Genomic DNA, 18,421 nt, shown 5'->3' on the forward strand with positions numbered 1-18,421 from the left:
TATCATTCCTTTGTGTCAGGCCACGCCGGGGGCCTTGGGGAGCACGAAGCGCTGCATGGCCTCTGCCCACCCGTCTGCATCGTTATGCCCTGTCGTCACATGAGCATAGGCGCTGACCTCTTCGGCCGCGTTACCCATGGCGATACCGAGCCCGGCGATTCTGAGCATCGGCACATCATTGGACATGTCGCCGATGCAGGCAACCTCACTCATGGGGATGCCCAGACGCTCGGCCAGAGCGCGTGCGGCAAAGCCCTTATTAGCGTCCTTATGGGTGATATCGAGATAGTAATTGGACGACCGATGGACGCTGGCCTGCCCCTTGAGCATGGCCCCGATCTCGACCTCCATGCGTTGCAGCAAGGCGAAATTGCTGCTCGCAGCCATGATCTTGCCAACGCCTTCCCGATATGGCTTGAAATCGGGCACGACAACCGGCTCGATACCGACCGATCTGCGCTCGTGCTCGACATAATAGGCGCCAGGATCGCGAATGAGCCATTCATGACCGCGAAACAGCCAGGTATCGACCTGGTGTACCGAGAGCGTATCGCAGGCCCCATCGACGCAGGAGGCCGGTAGCGACAGGGTCGAGAGAATCTCGTCATCGGGGCCGACAATCACCCCGCCATTCAACGCGCCGAACGGCGTGTCGAGACCGAGCTCACGATGATAGCGCAGCATGCCTTCGGCGGAGCGCGAGCTCACGAGGCAGAGCACGATGCCTGCCTCGCGAAGCTGTCTCGCTGCCTCGAGTGTGGAATCGGCGAGGGCCTTGTCCGGTCCGATCAGCGTACCGTCGATGTCCGAGACAACCATGCGGATGGTGGATGCCATGGGCGGCAGCGCATCGTGAATGGCATCCAGATCATGTGTCATGGAAATTCCTGCCTTGGCGCCGGAGCGCGTCAATTGTTCAGGTCGAGCCAGCGGCGCCCGCTGCGCGCCAGCAACTCATCAGCCTCACGCGGGCCGTCCAGACCGCCCGGATAGAAGCAGAGAGGAGACTTGTCAGCGATGTTCTGGGTGAAGGCAGGTTCGACAATACGCCATCCCTCTTCGATCGTGTCGGCTCGCTGGAAGAGGGTCTGATCCCCGATCATGCAGTCATAGATGAGCGTTTCGTAGCCAGTGCTCGGCCCTTCGCTGAACCAGTCCGAATAATCGAACTTCATGCGCACGCCGCCCAGACGCACCGACGGGCCGGGCACCTTGGCCGAGAACTGCATGGTCACGCCTTCGGTCGGCTGAATATGCAGCACCATGATATTAGGCGTGAGCTTATCGACGGGCGTGTCACGGAAAAGCGCAAACGGCGCCTGCTTGAAGTGGATGGCAATCTCGGTCTTGCGGCGACGCAGGCGCTTGCCCGTGCGCAGATAGAACGGCACGCCAGCCCAGCGCCAGTTATCGATGCGCAGCTTCATGGCGACATAGGTTTCGGTCTGACTCCCCATGCCGACATCGGGCTCTTCACGATAGCCACGCAGAGCCTCGGCTTCATCGCCAACGCCGAATGACCCGCTGACATATTGTCCACGCACAACCTGCGTGAGATCGATTGGCTGGATAGCGCTCAACACCTTGGCCTTCTCGTCACGGACCGCTTCGGCATCGAACGAGGTAGGGGCTTCCATCGCCACCATCGACAGCAACTGCATTAGGTGGTTCGGCACCATGTCGCGGATAGCGCCCGTGCTTTCGTAAAAGCGCCCGCGGCGCTCCACGCCCACCGTCTCGGCGGCTGTAATCTGCACGTGGTCGATATTCTGACGGTTCCAGAGCGGTTCAAAAAAGCCATTGGAGAAGCGCAGGGCCAGAATATTCTGAACTGTCTCTTTGCCGAGGTAATGGTCGATGCGGTAGATCTGGTTTTCATCGAGCGAACGTTGAAGACGCGCATTGAGCGCCTTGGCCGACTCCAGATCGGCGCCGAAGGGCTTCTCGATGATGACACGGCGCGAGACCGTGTCTGTCTGTTCGGCGAGGCCTGACTCACCTAGGAGATCGACGATCGGGCCGAAGAAACGGGCTGCGACAGCCAGATAGAAGACTGCCGAACGATCGCCCAGCTTTTCTTTCAAAGCTTCATAAGTCGACAGTTCTTCGAAGGAGCCACGCAGATAGGTGATGCTCTTGGAAAGACGATCCCATACGTCTTGTCGCAGCACCGTAGCGCTGGTGCCCCGCTTGCTTACGAAATCGTCGAGCGCACCGCTTAACTGTTCCAGCAGCGCCTCGGTCGTCATCTCGGCCCAGTCGACCACGATGATAGAAAAATCCTCACTGAGCAGACCGGCCGTGTCCAGATTATAGATAGCCGGAACCAGGAGACGTTTCGTCAGATCGCCGCCGCCGCCAAAAATGACCATGGAGCCCGGAGGGGCCGGGCGTACGCCACGCGGAGCTTCTGAATTGGACAATGCCGCACGCGCTGAAGCGGAAATCTCGACCATATGCCAAACCTTTTTAGTCGATAAACTGAAAGCCGGAGTGCAAGCAGGAGCATCAGGGCTCCCGCTGACATTCAGGCCAAGAGTGTAGAGAAAAAAAAAGGGCCGGGACCAGATGCGGTCCCGGCCCGGAATGTCACTTCTTCTCGACGTGACCGCCGAAGCCGAAGCGCATGGCAGAGAGGATCTTCTCTGCGTAGTTATTGCCGCTGCGCGAACGGAAACGCGTGAACAACGACGCAGTCATGACCGGAACCGGCACCGACTCTTCGATAGCGGCTTCGATCGTCCAGCGACCTTCGCCGGAGTCGGCTACTTCACCCGAGAACTCGGAGAGAGATTCGTTCTTGGCGAGGGCGTCAGCCGTCAGATCGAGCAACCAGGACGAGACAACACTGCCACGACGCCAGACTTCGGCGATATCGGCCATGTTCAGATCGAAGCGCTGGTCTTCCTGCAGAACCGGCGAGTTCTTGGACTTCATGACGTCGAAGCCTTCGGCAAAGGCCTGCATCATGCCGTATTCGATACCGTTATGGACCATCTTGACGAAGTGACCCGAGCCGGCCGGACCACAATGCAGATAGCCTTGCTCTGCGCGGGGATCGAGGCCTTCACGGTCGCGACCGATCGTACGCACGACGTCGCCCTTGCCCGGCGCGAGTGCCTTGAGGATGGGATCGACATGATCGGCCGAATCCTTGGTGCCGCCGTACATCATGCAATAGCCGCGATCGAGGCCCCACACGCCGCCCGACGTGCCGACATCGATGTAGTGGATGCCTTTTTCCATAAGCTCATGCGCACGACGGACATCGTCCTTGTAGTAGCTGTTGCCACCGTCGATCACGATGTCGTCCTTGCCGAGCAGGCCGCGCAGTTCCTGCACGCAGGCTTCCGTGATTTCTCCAGCGGGCAGCATGACCCAGACGATCTTGCGTTCTGCCGTGATCTTGCTGACGAGATCGGAAACGGAGGTAGCGGCGATCGCACGGCCCTTTTCGGCACGGTCGAACGTCTTGGTCACAACTTCTGCGGTGCGATCGAACAGAACGACATCATGCCCGTGACGGGTCAGGCGCACTGCGATGTTGCCGCCCATACGGCCAAGGCCAACAATACCGATTTGCATCTTCAAAACTCCTGCACAGCTTCCCTGTGCCCTAAAACATCTACCCTAAAAAACAATCCGCCCCGTCTGAGCGGGGCGGGTTGCTTCAGTCTCAGACGGCCTTCTTGAGGGCCGTTGCCAGTTCGGCAAGGCCAGCTTCGAGCGGTCCCTTAATGTGCACGCGCAGGGCACGACGGCCACGCTCGGAGAGCACATCGAAATCACCGCGAGCCTGAGCAGCCTTCACCACACTGAAGGTGAAACGCTCACCCGGCACGGCCAGATCTGCGTGATCATCGGCCGTGATCTGCAGGAACACGCCACTATCCGGGCCGCCCTTATAAGCCTGGCCCGTCGAGTGCAGGAAGCGCGGGCCGAACTCGGCAGCCGTTGCGACCTTCAACTGGTCACGCAGATCGAGGCGCACGTTCTGGATCCATTCGCGCGTCTTCAGGTCGCGCTCGACATAGGCCAGAACGCCAACATAATCGCCCGCCTTCACGCGACCGAAATGCGCCTTGAGGATCGCCAGCGCATCGCCACCGCCAAGAGCCTTGGCGTTGCTCGCATCGGCGAAGAACTCGAAAGCCCCCGACGTCGCGAACGGCGTCTCGGCAGGAAGCTTGCCCGTCTCGTTGAAGGCGGTCGTGAGCTTCTTGGTCTCGATCTTGCTGAATTCCACATCCGGCTGATCAAACGGGTCGATCGCAAGAACCGAACCGGCAACTGCCGTGGCATATTCCCAGTGGAAGAAAGCCTGAGCGATATCGAGCTTGTCAGCCAGATCGATCGTCACGACTGGCTCACCTGCTGCCACGAGAGCGGCAATGGCCTTCTCCTGGTTTGGGCAGGCTTCATCCGTCAGGCGCAGATAGGCGAAGACGCGATCCTTGCCATAGACGTCTGGAGCCCCGAGGGTCTCGTCGTCAATGGGAATCAGGCCCGTTCCCTTCTTGCCGGTCGATTCAGCCAACAGCTGCTCGAGCCAGGCACCGAGATCATAGATCGCAGGCGATGCAACGATCGTCACCTTGTCACGGCCGAACTTGGTCGCGGCGGCGCCGAGGATCGCACCGAGCTGAAGCGCGGTGTTCTGGGCAGGCGGCGTGCTGGCCGAAGCTTCCTTAACCGAGCGCAGCGCAGATTCAAGGAACGCGCGCACGTTCAGACCGGCAGCAGCTGCCGGGACGAGGCCGAAATTGGACAGCACCGAGAAACGACCGCCAATCTGCTTCTCGCCGTAGAAGATCTTCCAGAAGCCGTCCTTCTTGGCAACTTCTTCCATATGCGAACCGGGATCGGTCACGGCTACGAAATGCGCGCCGGGGGCCGAGCCGAGTGCCTTTTCGGCAGCCGCGAAGAAATAGGCCTTCAGAATATTCGGCTCTAGCGTGCCGCCCGATTTGGACGAAACGATGAACAGGGTCTTCTTGAGGTCGACAGCGTTCTCGTAGGTCTTGACCTGCTGCGGGTCCGTGCTGTCGAGCACGTGCAGCGTCGGGAAGCCTGCGACATGACCGAAGGTCTCCGCAATCACTTCCGGGCCGAGGCTCGAACCGCCCATACCGAGCAGCAGCACATCGCTGAAGCCCTTGGCCTTAACTTCGCTTGCGAAGGCCTCAAGTTCCGACACATTGGTCAGACGCTCATCGACGATGTCGAGCCACTTCAGCCACTTGGCTTCGTCGCCGCCAGTCCACACCGTGGCGTCCTTGGCCCAGAGCTTGCGGCCCTTGCCCGTCTTGCGCCAGTCTTCGAGCACCGCGTCGGCTGCGGCTTTCAGGTCAGCCGGGAGCTCGGCCTTTTGCTCAATCAGTTTGGAACCGAGAAACGTGGCCTGCTTGTTTGCTACCGCCCCAAGCAGCTGGTCGAAAGCGTCGCAGAACGAAGCGCAGCCTTCTGTTACGAGGGTCTTGGTCACGCCATCGAGGTCGAGGCCGAGCTTGGCCTGCTGATCGATTACCTTGAAAGCATCCTCGACATTCTCGGTCAGGCTGGCGCGCAGCTTGCCGTGATCGCGGAAGGCATCGAATGTTGCGGGCGGAATGGTGTTGACGGTATCGGCACCGATCAGCTCATCGACGTAAAGAACGTCGGAGAAGGTCTTGTCCTTGGTACCCGTCGAGGCCCACAGCAGACGCTGCGGCTGGGCGCCAGCGGCGGCGAGCTTCTTCCAGCGCTCGGAAGCCGTGACTTCCAGATAATGCTGATAGGCAACCTTGGCATTCGCGATAGCGACCTTGCCGCGCAGGGCCTTCAGGGCTTCCGCGTCCTTGTCGCCTTCCTTGACGCGGCGATCGATGGCGCCATCGATCTTGCCGTCGATGCGCGACACGAAGAACGAAGCGACACTGGCGATCTTGCTGATGTCCTTGCCCGCTGCATGGCGGATTTCGAGGCCCTTGATGTAGGCTTCGAGAACATTCTTATAAGCTTCGAGCGAAAAGAGCAGCGTAACGTTGACGCTGATTCCTTCAGACGTGACTTCCTGGAAAGCCGGGATTCCTTCGGGCGTACCCGGGATCTTGATCATCAGGTTTTCTTCGTTGACGGCAGCCCAGAGGCGACGGGCTTCATCGGCCGTAGCCTTCGTCTCGAAAGCGAGATAGGGCGACACTTCGAGGCTCACATAACCATCAAGACCCTTGGTCTTGACGAAGACCGGGTGCATGACCTTGGCGGTCGCCTGAATGTCGGTAATGGCCAGCTTTTCGTAAAGCTCGCCAGGGGAGAGGGTTTCGGCAGCCAGCAGATCCTTGATCTGGGCGTCGTAATCCGTGCCGTAGCCCATTGCCTTCTCGAAGATGGCCGGGTTTGACGTCACGCCACGCAGGCCGTCTTCGTCCACCAGCTTCTTGAGGCTGCCATCGGCAGTGTAGGATCTCTGGATGAAGTCCAGCCAGGGTGACTGGCCAAAATTGGAAAGATCACGCAGCGGGTTCCCGCTCGTAGCGGCACCCTGCTTCTGTTCGACGTCCATGACGTACTCCTGTCTGTCCACCTGACGGGTTCCCTGTGGATACCCGTCTCAGCTCAGGTCGGCCTTCCGACCCTGACCTCATGAGAGGGGGCCATAGCACGCTGTGGCCCCGTAAGGCCCGACCGCCGAGGAAGCGGTCAGGCCCCGGTAGTCGTCTTACTTGCGAGCAGCCTGCTCGCGGGCGGCGTCGTACACCTTCTCCGGCGTGAAGCCGAACTTGGTGAGCAGCGATTTGAGCGGGGCCGAAGCGCCGAAGCTGTTCATCGCGATGATCGAGCCACCGATGCCGGTGTAACGATCCCAGCCAAAGGCAGCTGCCTGCTCAACAGCCACACGTCCCTTGACGTCGGGCGGCAGCACGCTGTCGCGGTAGGCCTGATCCTGCTCTTCGAAGAGGTCGAAGGACGGGAAGGACACGACGCGGGCCTTGATGCCTTCTGCCGTCAGCTTCTCATAGGCGTCGACCACCAGTGAGACTTCCGAACCCGACGCCATCAGAATGACATCAGGCTTGCCTTCGCAGCTTGCCAGCACGTAGGCGCCCTTGGCGAGGTTGGAGGCGCAGGCATATTTGCTACGATCCAGCGTCGGCAGGTTCTGACGGCTGAGGATCAGCACGGCAGGCTTGTGCGTCATCGGCATGAGCGTGCGCCAGGCCTCAGACACCTCATTGGCGTCGGCCGGACGAATGGTCATGATGCCAGGCGTGGCACGCAGCTGGGCCAGCTGCTCGATCGGCTGATGGGTCGGGCCATCTTCACCGACACCAATGGAGTCATGCGTGAAGATATAGGTGACCGGCAGCTCCATGAGAGCCGACAGACGGATCGGGGCCTTCATGTAATCGGAGAAGATCAGGAAGCCCGAGCCGTAAGCATGCAGGCCTGCCAGAGCCAGACCGTTGCAGATCGACCCCATGGCGTGTTCGCGAATACCGAAATGGATATTGCGCCCCGCATAGGTGCCACCCCATTGCGGCGGCTGGAACGAGCCTGCACCCTCAAAGGTGAGGTTGGTCTTGGTCGACGGCGAAAGATCGGCCGAACCGCCAAGCATCCAGGGAACGTTCTTGGCAACGGCGTTGATGACCTTGCCCGAGCTTGCGCGCGAAGCAACGCCCTTGGCGTCTGCATCCCACTTCGGAATATCCTTGTCCCAGCCTTCCGGCAGGCGACGCTCGAAGATGGCGCGCAGCTCTGCTGCTTCCTTCGGATATTCGTTCGTGTAGCGATCGAACAGGGCATGCCATTCCGCACGCGCCGTTGCACCGCGCTTGCCGAGACCTTCCTGGAAATGCTCCAGAACGCCTTCTGGCACATGGAACGCTTCGGTCCAGGGCCAGTGATAGGCCTTCTTGGCACCGGCAATTTCTTCTTCGCCCAGAGGCTCGCCATGAGCCGAGGCCGTACCGGCCTTCTTGGGGGCACCGAAGCCGATGACCGTGTGCATGATGATCAGGCTCGGACGGTCCTTGACCGAACGGGCTTCTTCAAGCGCCTTGCTGACGGCAGCGATATCGTTGACGTCGTTGACGGTGACGACATGCCATTTGTAAGCGTGGAAGCGCTCGGCAACGTTCTCGGTGAAGGCAAGATTGGTCGAGCCTTCGATCGAGATCTGATTCGAGTCATACAGCCAGATCAGATTGCCCAGACCCAGATGGCCGGCCATCGAAGCCGCTTCCGACGAAACGCCTTCCATCATGTCGCCGTCACCACAGAACACATAGGTGTGGTAATCGAACAGGTCATAGCCGGGACGGTTGTAATGGGCAGCGAGATATTTCTCGGCCATCGCCATACCGACCGAGTTGCCACAGCCCTGGCCAAGCGGGCCGGTCGTGGTTTCGATACCGGCCGTGTGGCGGTATTCCGGGTGACCCGGGGTCTTGGAATTCAGCTGGCGGAACTGCTTGAGGTCTTCAAGGGTCAGCGAAGGGCTGTCGAGAACCTTGTCCTTCACCACATCGCGAATACCGGTGAGGTAGATCGTCGAATACAGCAGCATCGAAGCATGACCGACGGACAGCACGAAGCGGTCACGTGCCGGCCAGAGCGGATCTGCCGGATCGTATTTGAGGTCATTCTGCCAGAGCGTGTACATGACAGGGGCCAGCGCCATCGCCGTTCCCGGATGGCCTGAATCGGCCTTTTCCACACCATCCATCGACAGGGTGCGGATAGTGTTGATGCTCAGCTGCGCGATGTCAGAGACACTGGCGCCGGCCGCTCCACCTGTTTCCGCGCCAAACGCGGACGGGTTGCTTAAAGAACGCATCAAAAATCGACCTCCGAATTAACTCTCTGCGATGGAAAACCATCCGCCGGACAGACATCAATGTTCAAGACCGGTTTGCTGCCTGAGACAACCCCACCTGGGATCCTTTTCGCATAGGCGACCACGCAGAATTGGCGACCGCTCTCACCTCACATGGCTCAGCCACGGGGAGAAGATCACCAGAACACCCTGACCATACGCCTGCGTGATGGCGATGTTCCGCTGCGCCGCACATATTGCCTCAAAATCCCGACAGCATTGACACCAAACTGAAACCTACCGGCCCGGCAATACATTGCGTTGCGCATAAGACGCCCATTACCCACATTGTGCTAGAGCGAAACTCTTCACGACTGCTCGACCACACGAAAATTTGCAGGATTTGCGATGAAGCCTTTTCCAAAATCGGATCATTGCGACGGCTGGAGCTTTCATAACCCGGCTTCCTATCGCCTTTCCCCTCCCCTGAGCGTCCCGCCGGAGCGTCCAACCATCGAACCGGGCTTTGAAAGCATCTTCTCATGGCAGAGGAGCCTGCGACCCGGCTGGCCGAACGATGTGCCTACCCAAGAAGCCGAACCCTTCCCACAGCTTGCACCCGGTGAGATTTCGGCCAGCTTCATCAATCATTCGAGCTTTCTGATCCGTATCGGACGCGACGGACAACGACCTCTTGCGATCCTGACAGACCCGATCCTTTCCGAACGGTGCTCACCCCTGCGTCATGTCGGCCCCAAGCGGGTCGTGCCGCCGGGGCTGGCTTTCGACGCCATTCCTGCAATCGACATTATTCTCGTCTCTCATTGTCATTACGATCATCTCGATCGCCCGACACTGAGGCGGTTCGGCCGGCGCGATGGCCCGCTTTGCATCGCGCCGCTGGGCAACCGGCGGCATTTGCGCGGCCTTCCCTTTTCCCGGGTGGTCACGCTGGATTGGTGGCAGACGCTTCGTTTCGACCCGATCACGATTACGGCAATTCCGGCCCTGCACGGTTCGGCCCGCACGCCGTTCGATCAGAATCGAGCGCTGTGGAGCGGCTTTCATCTCGATACAGGCCACCGCTCCCTGATCTTCGCCGGGGACACCGCTCACGGGCACCACTGGACCGAGATAAAAAAACGCCTCGGCGCTCCCGACCTCGCCCTGCTGCCAATAGGCGCCTATGAGCCAGTCACGCTCATGCAGTCAGTCCACATGACCCCTGAACAGGCTGTCGACGCTGCAGTGCTGCTCGATGCCCGTCATGCGGTCGCCATGCATTTCGGCACCTTCCAGCTTACAGACGAAGGATATTGGGAGCCAGGAGGCCGTCTGAAACGCTACCTGGCCGCTCTGGGGAAGGATTTCTCCTGGTTCGTTCTGCCGGAACGCGGGCAATGCCTGCGTGCTCCGTGACGAACAGCCATTTCGCAGGAGCGGGCGCAACAAGAAAAGAAATGCCTGCGCTTCCTGATCGAAGGGCGCTCGGCTATTCTGGGCGTGATATGACAGCTTCAGGCCTTTCCATGACCGAGATGATGCCGGCAGGCAGTTTTTCGCCCGAGCAGATAACCGCGCTCTTCATCGATGCCGCGCGCCTTGGCGACACCGATATGCTGACCCAGTTTCTCGATGCCGGAATGGCGGTCGACGCGCAGGACAGCCGCGGCTATACGGCGCTGATCGTCGCCGCCTATAACGGTGTCCTGCCCGCTACCGCGCTACTTCTGGAGCGTGGTGCCGACCCGAATACGCAGGACGCCAAGGGCGCGACGGCTCTCTCGGGCGTTGCGTTCAAGGGTCATCTGGCCGTGGCCGAGCTTCTCGTGAGCGCCGGAGCGAAGCTCGATATCCCGAGCCATCTCGGGCGTACCCCGCTGATGTTTGCCGTCATGTTCGGCCGTCAGGACATGGTGCGTTTTCTGCTGTCTCGTGGCGCAGATCCGGATCAGCGAGATGCCGAAGGGCTTTCGGTTCGCGACATCGCCGAAACCCACGGCCAGAAACATCTCTTCACTTCTGATACGGCAGATTTCTCATGAGCCGCCTCTGGAATCCCCTCGTTGCGGATCTGCATCCCTATATTCCGGGCGAACAGCCGCAATTCACCGATATTCTGAAGCTCAACACAAACGAGCTTCCCTACGGTCCCAGCCCAGCCGCCCTCAAAGCGATGAGCGATGGCTGCGACGATATGCTGCGCCTTTATCCAGACCCGACGGCAAGGGATCTGAGGCGCGTTATCGCCGCGACCTATGGCACGACAGAAGAGCGCGTTTTCGTCGGCAACGGTTCTGACGAGGTGCTGGCACACGCTTTTCGTGCCCTGATCTCACCCGATGCGCCCATGCTTTTCGCGGATGTAAGCTATGGCTTTTATCCGGTGTATTGCGGGCTGTTCGGCCAGAGCTACCGCGAAATCCCGCTGAACGAGCGTTTCGAGATCGATATCGAAAGCTACACCATACCCTGCGGCGGTATTGCCATTGCCAACCCTAATGCCAATACGGGCCACGCCCTGCCGCCTGAGGCCCTGTCACGCCTCGCCACGCTTCAGCCAGACCGGACAATTATCATCGACGAGGCCTATGTCGATTTTGGCGCTGAATCGGCCATCCGGCTGACAGAGGAGCACGATAACATTCTCGTCGTGCAGACACTCTCGAAGTCACGGGCGCTGGCCGGATTACGCGTCGGCTACGCCATCGGCCATCCCGATCTGATTGAAGGCCTCATCCGGGTCAAGGACAGCTTCAATTCCTATCCGCTCAGCCGCCTCGCCCAGGCAGGGGCCGCAGCCGCCATTGCCGATAGTGACTGGCTTACCCACACCACCGGGCAGGTCATGTCCACGCGCGGGCGATTTGTGCAACGCATGGCCGGGTTAGGCTTTGACATTCTGCCATCCTATGCCAATTTTGTTCTTGTGCATCACCCCGCTTATCAGGCCAGCGCCCTGCTGGCAGACTTGCGGGAGCGCCACATCATCGTGCGACAGCTCAGTGCGCCGCGTATTCGCGACTGGCTTCGCATCACGATCGGCACGGATGAGGAAATGGACCGGCTGATCGAGGCGCTTGCCTCCATGGGTCTGACGTCGCGCTGAAGCCAGGCGCGCGCCTGCCTTTCTGACATCACCGAAACCGGACCCGACCGGGCGCAGATCTGCGCCGGGCGGATACTGGGTTAACGACACACTCTGGCACGCTCCAGAGCAGAATAAAGAGACTCGACCATGCGCTCCTACACAGGACAGCTTTCCGATAACCAGCCGATCCGCCGCAACCTGGCAGAAAAGCAGAAGCAACTGCGCGACCTCAAAGAAACCCTGGCCACAATGAAGCCGCACACCTCTCCTTCCCTCAAGGAGAGCGTTCAGCGCCGCATTCGTGAGCTGGAAGTGGAAATCCGCACAGCACCGCGCGACGAGAAACCTGCCAGCCGCGACAAGGCGCCCCGTCAGGAACGCCCACGCCGCGCACCGCGCCGTGCCCATCACGCCGAAACATTCGGCGAGTAAGCGACCGATCAGGCGCTCGTAATGAGCGAGAACGGGCACAGCCCGCCAGGAGAACACTGATGTCTGAAACCATCCTGCCCTTCGCCGAGCGTCTCGACAGACTCGGCGAGGTTGCGATCAGAATCGGCCTCAATCTACAGCCCGGACAGGAGCTGGTCATTTCAGCGCCGCTCGAAGCTGTGCCGTTGGTGCGGCGCCTGACCGAACACGCCTACCGCGCCGGGGCAAGCCTTGTCACAACCCAGTACAGCGATGATGAGACCACCCTCGCCCGCTATCGCTTCGCGTCGGATGAAAGCCTCGACACGAGTGCTGCCTGGATGGCCGATGGTATTGCCCGCGCCTATCGCGAGGGCGCAGCCCGCCTTGCCATCACCGGCGCAAACCCGACCCTGCTCAACGGTCAGGATCCCAAACGCGTTTCGCGCGCCAGCCGCGCCGCATCGCGCGCGAATCGTGAGGCGATGGAGATCATCACCCGCTTCGATACGAACTGGACCATTGTGGCCTTTGCAACAGCGAACTGGGCGGCACAGGTCTTTCCCGACCTGCCCGCAGATCAAGCGCAGGCACGCCTGTGGGATGCGATCTTCGCGTCATCCCGCCTTGACACGCCCGACCCGGTCATCGCCTGGAAGCAGCATAATGCGATACTTCACGCCAAGGCGGCAATGCTGAACGAGCGCCGTTTCGACGCGCTGCACTTCACCGGCCCCGGCACGGATCTTCTGGTCGGGCTGGCGGACGGCCACGCTTGGGCTGGCGGTGCAGAGCACACGACGAACGGCATCGAATGCAATCCGAACATCCCGACCGAAGAAGTCTTTACCACGCCACACAGCCATCGCGTGAGCGGCCATGTAGCGAGTACCAAGCCGCTCTTTCATCAGGGTACGCTCATCGACGATATTCGCGTCACTTTTGCAGAGGGACGGATCGTCGAGTCTCACGCAGGCAAGGGTGAAGACGCACTGAGACGTATTCTGGAAACCGATGACGGCGCCGCCCGATTGGGAGAGGTGGCGCTGGTACCCCATGCATCGCCCATTTCAGATACAGGCATCCTGTTTCGTAACACGCTGTTCGACGAAAACGCCTCGAGCCATATTGCGCTCGGTCAGGCGTATACGAAATGCCTGTTCGACACCGAAGGCGCAACGCCGGAAGAATTGGCGGCACGCGGTGCGAATACGAGCATGATCCATATCGACTGGATGATCGGCTCGAACGAAATCGATCTCGACGGCGTTCATCAAAACGGCGCCCGAACGCCGCTGATGAGAAAGGGAGAATGGGTCTGATGTCCAGAATCATCACAATAACGGCTTCAGCTTTTTGTCTGTGCGGCGCACTCGCCGCCCCTGCCTTTGCGCAGACCACCCCTCAGGCTGACCCGCAGGCGCAGCAGCAAACCCTCTCCCCAACCATGAAGCAGGATATTGAGGCCGGTCTGCATTATCCGCTTCCTGCCGATTTCATGCCGCGTGCTGCGGAGACGTTGCAGGCGCTTCAAGCCGCCAATATCCGCCCCCCAAATTCGGCGCAGCTTTCGCTTCAGCAGACAATCGGTCAGATCGCCGCAACGCCCGGCGTGCCTGCGATACTGAGTGCCCATGGCTTCACGCCCGAGAGCTTCACCATGGGCATGACGGCATTCGGCATGACACTGGCAGCCACAAACGGACAATCCCTCCCGGCCGGTCTGCCCGCGCCAAATTCCGGCAATGTCGAACTTTTTCACGCCCATCCGGAACAGGTGATCGCGCTAATGCAGGCCATGGGCACACCGCCAGGACAGAACTGAGACGGGAGCCGATCTGTCGATGAAAGAATTCGTTCTCGATCCCGCCACCTTACCAGCCACGGACATCCTCGAACTGGCTCAGGCCGGGCTTCTCTGCCGTGCAGAGCGGGAAACGCCAGCAGGGGGCATTCCCGTCTTCGTTACCCGTCAGGATTGGGACTGCCTAACCAGACGCTTCGGTCGGGAGGAGACACCTCCAGAGCGCCTCGTAGAAGCGGTTGAACGTGCCGTGTGGCGCCTTATGAGCCATGCCGCAGCGACATTGACCAGGCAAGCGCCGGGCATGGTCAGCGCGACGATGAGCCTCCGGACCGATCTTTTCTCAGACAATGGCGAGACGTTTCTCTCTTTCGTAAGAGACAATACCCATCCGGTCGCGTGCGTCATTATCGGCACTCGCTCCTGGAGTGAGATAGAAGCCAACCGCCTCGATTAACAGGGCACTTCCCGCCACCCTCAGGCGCGGAAGGCCGCCCTTGAAGCTGGTCGCACTACTTTTTCATCGTGAAGTCGGCTCCTCTTCGCGCTCTTCAGCGCTTGTAGGGCTACCTTTCGCCTGCATGAAAACATGGTAGGCGACAGCAACGTCGATCGCGACCTCTCGCTCGGCACTGCGCGCCTTTTCAATCGCCCCCCTGGCCTCGGGAAGCCAGTTTACAAACCCTTCTACAGCCGTGTCACTGTCATCTGAGCTCAGTATCGCGCGCTCAGCGCAGACGATTTTCGCCTCTGCATTACGTCTCAATAGTCGAGCGTCAGTCTCGCGGCGCATCACGGCAATCAGCGCCTGTGCCCGATCGCACAACTCATTCCATCTCTCTTTTTTCGTGTTCTGTTTGACCCGCACGGCGCTCGATCTCCGCTCTTCATCCAAAATCAGACGTTACCCGGCGGCCAGTCGGCAATAGTATCCCGAGCGAATTGAGCAAAATAACCCTGCTAAATTCCATCTGTACCAACGGTTTGTCTTATGAGAACCCCGGTGCAATACAACCTAAACGAGTATTGCATGTCATAGCTGGGTACCGTGAGGCGAAATAAACGATTTAACGCGTTAATAAGCGTCAAAGATTCGTCCATCCTGTCGGAACTTCATTGTGGAAAAAGGCACTAACACTTTAAAAACATCTGCCTTTTTGTTGTAAACAACTTTCAGCACCAGAAGAAAATCCTAGGGTAGAAACGTTAAAAAGTCGTTACTAGACTGCAGAAATGTTTTCGAGGAAAGAAAGTATTTTTCTTGCCGACAGCAACCTTAGGTAGTACCAAACCATCATCAACCCTGGAGATTGATGAGATGCGCCTCCTTCTTGTGGAAAGCGATCAAGCTACGGCCCAAGCGCTGATCAAGACCCTGAAACAGGGCGGTATTACTGTTGATCACGCCCATACAGGGCATGAAGCGATCGATATGCTCCGCCATTACGATTACGATCTTGCCCTGACCGAACTAACCCTCGAAGACCTCGAAGGGTATGAGGTCATCAGGCGCGTTCGCAAAACTCAAATACAGACGCCGATTATTGTCCTGAGTGGCCTCAACCGAGCAGAGGCCAAAATCAAGGCGTTTCATGCGGGGGCTGATGACTACATCACCAAGCCCTTCGACTCAGAAGAGCTTCTGGCTCGACTTCAGGCGGTCTTGCGTCGCTCACGCGGGTTCAGCACCGCCGTCATGACAGTCGGGCCTCTCGCCCTCGACCTCAATGCCAAAAGCGCCTCAGTCGATGGCAACCACGTTCAACTCACCGGCAAGGAGTATGCTATTCTCGAGTTGCTGGTCCTGCGCCGTGGCAATGTACTGACAAAGGATGCATTCCTGAACCATCTCTACGGCGGGATCGATGAACCGGAGATGAAGATTATCGATGTCTTCATCTGCAAACTGCGCAGGAAGCTGCAACAGTTCGGTGCCGGTCATTTAATCGGCACTGTCTGGGGGCGAGGCTATGTGCTACGCGACGAGACGAAAGCGATAGCACCCGGAACATCGACAGATCCGAGTAAATTGACCCCCTCTTCGCTTCAGCCTTCGTTCTGATTCATGTGGTTCATCGGTCGGGCGTTTCCTCTGCCATACGGCGGCGCCTGAAGGATGGCACGGCGAACATAGGCCCTGCTCCGCTCGACAGCTCGCCCAACAACTTCGCCCTGGGCGAGGCATATGGCGATAGCGCTGGCCAAGGTGCAACCAGTGCCATGCGTATGAGAGGTCTCGATCTTTCGGTCCTCAAATCGTTGCTCCTGCTGTTCGGAGAGCAGGATATCGACCACATTATCTCCGGGCAGATGCCCCCCCTTTGCCAGAACCCAGGCAAGCCCATGCTGTCTCATGACCTCAGCGGCAGCCGCCTGCATTTCCATCGGTGTGGTAAGCGCGCGACCGCTCAGCATCTCGAGTTCAGGCAAGTTGGGTGTCAGCATGAAGCAGTGGGCATATAAACGCCGAAAGGCCGCCTCACCGTCTTCGGTCATCAGACGCGCCCCGCTGGTCGCGATCATCACCGGATCGATCACACAGCGTATCGTCGGGTAGCGCTCAAGCGTCTCCCACACAGCCTCCATGATCTCGGCATTGCCGAGCATGCCGATCTTGATGATGTCTGCACCGATATCGTCAAGCACCGCCCGCATCTGATCGGCTACCATTCCAGGCGACAAATAAGTGATTGCGCTTACTCCGCAGGTATTCTGCGCCGTTACGGCTGTGATGGCCGTCATCGCAAAGCCACCAAAGGCACTGACCGTCTTGATGTCGGCCTGAATACCCGCGCCACCACCGGAATCGCTTCCTGCGACAATCAGCACCCGTCCCCTCATCAGACGGCCACCGCCTTCTGCACCGCCTCGCAGATCGTGGAGACGATCTCTTCTACCAAGGCAGGATCTTCGGCCTCCGCCATGACACGGATCAGGGGTTCGGTACCGCTCTTGCGCAGCACAAGACGGCCCTTTGTGCCAAGTCGCGCTTCGGCCGAGCGCCGCGCATCGGCGAGACTTTCCGTCCGGAGCGGGTCGCCGCCCTGATACCGCACATTGCGCAGAAGCTGCGGATAGGGCTCGAAAACACGCAGGATTTCACTTGCGGGGCGCCCCTCCTCGACGAGCACCGCCAGCACCTGAAGCGCTGCGATAAGCCCGTCACCCGTCGTCGCGAAATCGGACAGGATCATGTGGCCGGACTGTTCACCACCAAGCTTGATCCCCCCTTCGCGCATTCTCTCCACCACGTATCGATCGCCCACCGCCGTGCGGTGAAGGGTGATTCCGTGCTCAGCGAGCTTCTTCTCAAGCCCAAGATTGGACATGATCGTTGCAACGGCATCGTTGCTGCCAAGACGATCGTTCTTGTGCAGAAACAGCACGATCAACCCGAGTATCTGATCGCCGTCGACGATCTGCCCTTTTTCATCGACGATAATGACACGGTCTGCATCGCCATCGAGAGCGATGCCCAGATGCGCCTTACGAGCGATTACGGCCTCACGCAGGGGCTCCGGGCAGGTGGAACCACATTGGGCATTGATATTCACTCCGTTCGGCTCGCAACCGATCTTGATGACCTCGGCCCCCAGCTCCCAAAGAGCAGTCGGGGCGACGCGATAGGCCGCGCCATTGGCGCAATCGAGCACGATACGCAGGCCGTCGAGTCGCGACCCTCTGGGGAAAGATGCCTTCGCAGCCTCGATATAGCGGCCAGCCGCATCGTTCAGCCGCGAGGCACGACCGACCTCTTCGGGCGAAGCCATCTGGGCCGTGAGATCCTCACCCATGAGCGCTTCAATCTCGGCCTCGACATCGTCAGACAGTTTGAAGCCATCGGGGCCGAAAAGCTTGATGCCATTATCGCCGAACGGATTATGCGAGGCCGATATCATGACGCCAAGATCGGCGCGCAGCGAACGGGTCAACATGGCGATGGCAGGCGTTGGCAACGGACCGACGAGAATGACGTCCATGCCGGCAGACAGAAATCCCGAGACCAGCGCGCTTTCGATCATGTAGCCCGAAAGGCGTGTATCCTTGCCCAGCACGACACTATGGCGATGCGCGCCGCGGCGGAAATAAAGGCCGGCGGCCTGGCCTAGCCGAAGCGCCACATCGACCGTCATCGGAAAACTATTGGCTGTGCCTCGAATTCCGTCTGTGCCGAACAGCTTTCGCTCTGCCTTGCGCTCTTTACTCATGACCGTCCTTCTTCCCGCTTGTCGGTGGCGTGACACGCCGCTCTTCAAGCATACCCTGTATTACGAAAAAAGGGGGGCTCTCGCCCCCCTGTCTCTCTCAGTCTTGA

16 protein-coding genes are annotated in these 18,421 nt (G+C 59.5%); 8 read left to right on the forward strand and 8 right to left on the reverse strand.

Annotated features, from left to right (window positions below):
* Nucleotides 1-15: 15 nt before the first annotated feature.
* From ABHV46_RS03925 to tkt, 5 genes are all read right to left on the reverse strand, one after another.
* Entirely contained in the window at nucleotides 16-879 is an 864-nt protein-coding gene (locus tag ABHV46_RS03925) for a Cof-type HAD-IIB family hydrolase (protein ID WP_336944950.1), read from the reverse strand.
* A gap of 29 nt (nucleotides 880-908) precedes the next feature.
* The gene (zwf, locus tag ABHV46_RS03930; protein ID WP_336944949.1) at nucleotides 909-2,456 is read right to left on the reverse strand and encodes a glucose-6-phosphate dehydrogenase; all 1,548 of its coding nucleotides are present in this window, start codon (nucleotides 2,454-2,456) and stop codon (nucleotides 909-911) included.
* A gap of 133 nt (nucleotides 2,457-2,589) precedes the next feature.
* Nucleotides 2,590-3,585, reverse strand: a complete 996-nt coding sequence (gene gnd, locus ABHV46_RS03935) for a phosphogluconate dehydrogenase (NAD(+)-dependent, decarboxylating) (RefSeq protein ID WP_438382843.1) — start codon at nucleotides 3,583-3,585, stop codon at nucleotides 2,590-2,592.
* Between the two features lie 91 nt (nucleotides 3,586-3,676).
* Nucleotides 3,677-6,544, reverse strand: coding sequence for a bifunctional transaldolase/phosoglucose isomerase (locus ABHV46_RS03940; protein WP_438382845.1), 2,868 nt, complete (start codon nucleotides 6,542-6,544; stop codon nucleotides 3,677-3,679).
* Between the two features lie 156 nt (nucleotides 6,545-6,700).
* Nucleotides 6,701-8,821 (reverse strand): transketolase, encoded by a 2,121-nt coding sequence (tkt, locus tag ABHV46_RS03945; protein ID WP_438384239.1) that lies wholly within the window; start codon nucleotides 8,819-8,821, stop codon nucleotides 6,701-6,703.
* A gap of 387 nt (nucleotides 8,822-9,208) precedes the next feature.
* Between tkt and ABHV46_RS03950 the strand changes: the two genes are divergently transcribed.
* The 7 genes from ABHV46_RS03950 to ABHV46_RS03980 all read left to right on the forward strand — a co-directional run bounded on the left by ABHV46_RS03950 (nucleotide 9,209) and on the right by ABHV46_RS03980 (nucleotide 14,563).
* Nucleotides 9,209-10,219, forward strand: a complete 1,011-nt coding sequence (locus ABHV46_RS03950; RefSeq protein ID WP_438382847.1) for an MBL fold metallo-hydrolase — start codon at nucleotides 9,209-9,211, stop codon at nucleotides 10,217-10,219.
* Nucleotides 10,220-10,329: 110 nt separating this feature from the next.
* Nucleotides 10,330-10,845 (forward strand): ankyrin repeat domain-containing protein, encoded by a 516-nt coding sequence (locus ABHV46_RS03955; protein ID WP_336944943.1) that lies wholly within the window; start codon nucleotides 10,330-10,332, stop codon nucleotides 10,843-10,845.
* Nucleotides 10,842-11,909: a pyridoxal phosphate-dependent aminotransferase gene (locus ABHV46_RS03960; RefSeq protein ID WP_438382849.1), complete on the forward strand. Its 1,068-nt coding sequence runs from the start codon at nucleotides 10,842-10,844 to the stop codon at nucleotides 11,907-11,909. The genes ABHV46_RS03955 and ABHV46_RS03960 overlap by 4 nt, the downstream gene beginning before the upstream one ends.
* A 129-nt stretch (nucleotides 11,910-12,038) precedes the next feature.
* Nucleotides 12,039-12,323 carry a hypothetical protein gene (locus ABHV46_RS03965; RefSeq protein WP_188425044.1) on the forward strand — a complete coding sequence of 95 codons (285 nt, stop codon included), beginning with the start codon at nucleotides 12,039-12,041 and terminating at the stop codon, nucleotides 12,321-12,323.
* A 59-nt stretch (nucleotides 12,324-12,382) separates the two neighbouring features.
* The gene (locus ABHV46_RS03970) at nucleotides 12,383-13,624 is read left to right on the forward strand and encodes an aminopeptidase (protein ID WP_438382854.1); all 1,242 of its coding nucleotides are present in this window, start codon (nucleotides 12,383-12,385) and stop codon (nucleotides 13,622-13,624) included.
* On the forward strand, nucleotides 13,624-14,127 hold the full coding sequence (locus ABHV46_RS03975; RefSeq protein WP_438382856.1) for a hypothetical protein: 504 nt from the start codon (nucleotides 13,624-13,626) through the stop codon (nucleotides 14,125-14,127). Before ABHV46_RS03970 ends, ABHV46_RS03975 begins: the two co-directional genes overlap by 1 nt.
* Before the next feature lie 19 nt (nucleotides 14,128-14,146).
* Complete coding sequence (locus tag ABHV46_RS03980) at nucleotides 14,147-14,563, forward strand: hypothetical protein (protein ID WP_438382857.1); 417 nt, start codon at nucleotides 14,147-14,149, stop codon at nucleotides 14,561-14,563.
* A 63-nt stretch (nucleotides 14,564-14,626) separates the two neighbouring features.
* Here the strand turns inward: ABHV46_RS03980 and ABHV46_RS03985 are convergent, their stop codons facing one another.
* Nucleotides 14,627-14,974 carry a hypothetical protein gene (locus ABHV46_RS03985; RefSeq protein ID WP_438382859.1) on the reverse strand — a complete coding sequence of 116 codons (348 nt, stop codon included), beginning with the start codon at nucleotides 14,972-14,974 and terminating at the stop codon, nucleotides 14,627-14,629.
* A gap of 450 nt (nucleotides 14,975-15,424) precedes the next feature.
* On the opposite strand from ABHV46_RS03985, the gene ABHV46_RS03990 reads away from it, so the two are divergent.
* A complete protein-coding gene (locus ABHV46_RS03990) occupies nucleotides 15,425-16,168 on the forward strand; it encodes a response regulator transcription factor (RefSeq protein WP_438382862.1) in 744 nt (247 codons plus the stop codon).
* Here the strand turns inward: ABHV46_RS03990 and thiD are convergent.
* The gene (gene thiD / locus ABHV46_RS03995; protein ID WP_438382864.1) at nucleotides 16,153-16,947 is read right to left on the reverse strand and encodes a bifunctional hydroxymethylpyrimidine kinase/phosphomethylpyrimidine kinase; all 795 of its coding nucleotides are present in this window, start codon (nucleotides 16,945-16,947) and stop codon (nucleotides 16,153-16,155) included. The genes ABHV46_RS03990 and thiD overlap by 16 nt on opposite strands.
* Nucleotides 16,947-18,314 (reverse strand): phosphoglucosamine mutase, encoded by a 1,368-nt coding sequence (gene glmM / locus ABHV46_RS04000; RefSeq protein WP_438382867.1) that lies wholly within the window; start codon nucleotides 18,312-18,314, stop codon nucleotides 16,947-16,949. Before glmM ends, thiD begins: the two co-directional genes overlap by 1 nt.
* Nucleotides 18,315-18,421 lie beyond the last annotated feature (107 nt).

Source organism: Asaia sp. BMEF1 (genome assembly GCF_051628905.1).
Classification (GTDB): domain Bacteria; phylum Pseudomonadota; class Alphaproteobacteria; order Acetobacterales; family Acetobacteraceae; genus Asaia.

What these genes read in the sequence shown, in the direction of transcription:
- thiD (WP_438382864.1), bottom strand. Translation starts at nt 16,947, where the DNA reads ATGAGGGGACGGGTGCTGATTGTCGCAGGAAGCGATTCCGGTGGTGGC.
- ABHV46_RS03990 (WP_438382862.1), top strand. Translation starts at nt 15,425, where the DNA reads ATGCGCCTCCTTCTTGTGGAAAGCGATCAAGCTACGGCCCAAGCGCTG.
- zwf (WP_336944949.1), bottom strand. Translation starts at nt 2,456, where the DNA reads ATGGTCGAGATTTCCGCTTCAGCGCGTGCGGCATTGTCCAATTCAGAA.
- ABHV46_RS03955 (WP_336944943.1), top strand. Translation starts at nt 10,330, where the DNA reads ATGACCGAGATGATGCCGGCAGGCAGTTTTTCGCCCGAGCAGATAACC.
- ABHV46_RS03965 (WP_188425044.1), top strand. Translation starts at nt 12,039, where the DNA reads ATGCGCTCCTACACAGGACAGCTTTCCGATAACCAGCCGATCCGCCGC.
- ABHV46_RS03950 (WP_438382847.1), top strand. Translation starts at nt 9,209, where the DNA reads ATGAAGCCTTTTCCAAAATCGGATCATTGCGACGGCTGGAGCTTTCAT.
- gnd (WP_438382843.1), bottom strand. Translation starts at nt 3,585, where the DNA reads ATGCAAATCGGTATTGTTGGCCTTGGCCGTATGGGCGGCAACATCGCA.
- ABHV46_RS03940 (WP_438382845.1), bottom strand. Translation starts at nt 6,544, where the DNA reads ATGGACGTCGAACAGAAGCAGGGTGCCGCTACGAGCGGGAACCCGCTG.
- tkt (WP_438384239.1), bottom strand. Translation starts at nt 8,821, where the DNA reads ATGCGTTCTTTAAGCAACCCGTCCGCGTTTGGCGCGGAAACAGGTGGA.
- ABHV46_RS03970 (WP_438382854.1), top strand. Translation starts at nt 12,383, where the DNA reads ATGTCTGAAACCATCCTGCCCTTCGCCGAGCGTCTCGACAGACTCGGC.
- ABHV46_RS03925 (WP_336944950.1), bottom strand. Translation starts at nt 879, where the DNA reads ATGACACATGATCTGGATGCCATTCACGATGCGCTGCCGCCCATGGCA.
- glmM (WP_438382867.1), bottom strand. Translation starts at nt 18,314, where the DNA reads ATGAGTAAAGAGCGCAAGGCAGAGCGAAAGCTGTTCGGCACAGACGGA.
- ABHV46_RS03975 (WP_438382856.1), top strand. Translation starts at nt 13,624, where the DNA reads ATGTCCAGAATCATCACAATAACGGCTTCAGCTTTTTGTCTGTGCGGC.
- ABHV46_RS03960 (WP_438382849.1), top strand. Translation starts at nt 10,842, where the DNA reads ATGAGCCGCCTCTGGAATCCCCTCGTTGCGGATCTGCATCCCTATATT.
- ABHV46_RS03980 (WP_438382857.1), top strand. Translation starts at nt 14,147, where the DNA reads ATGAAAGAATTCGTTCTCGATCCCGCCACCTTACCAGCCACGGACATC.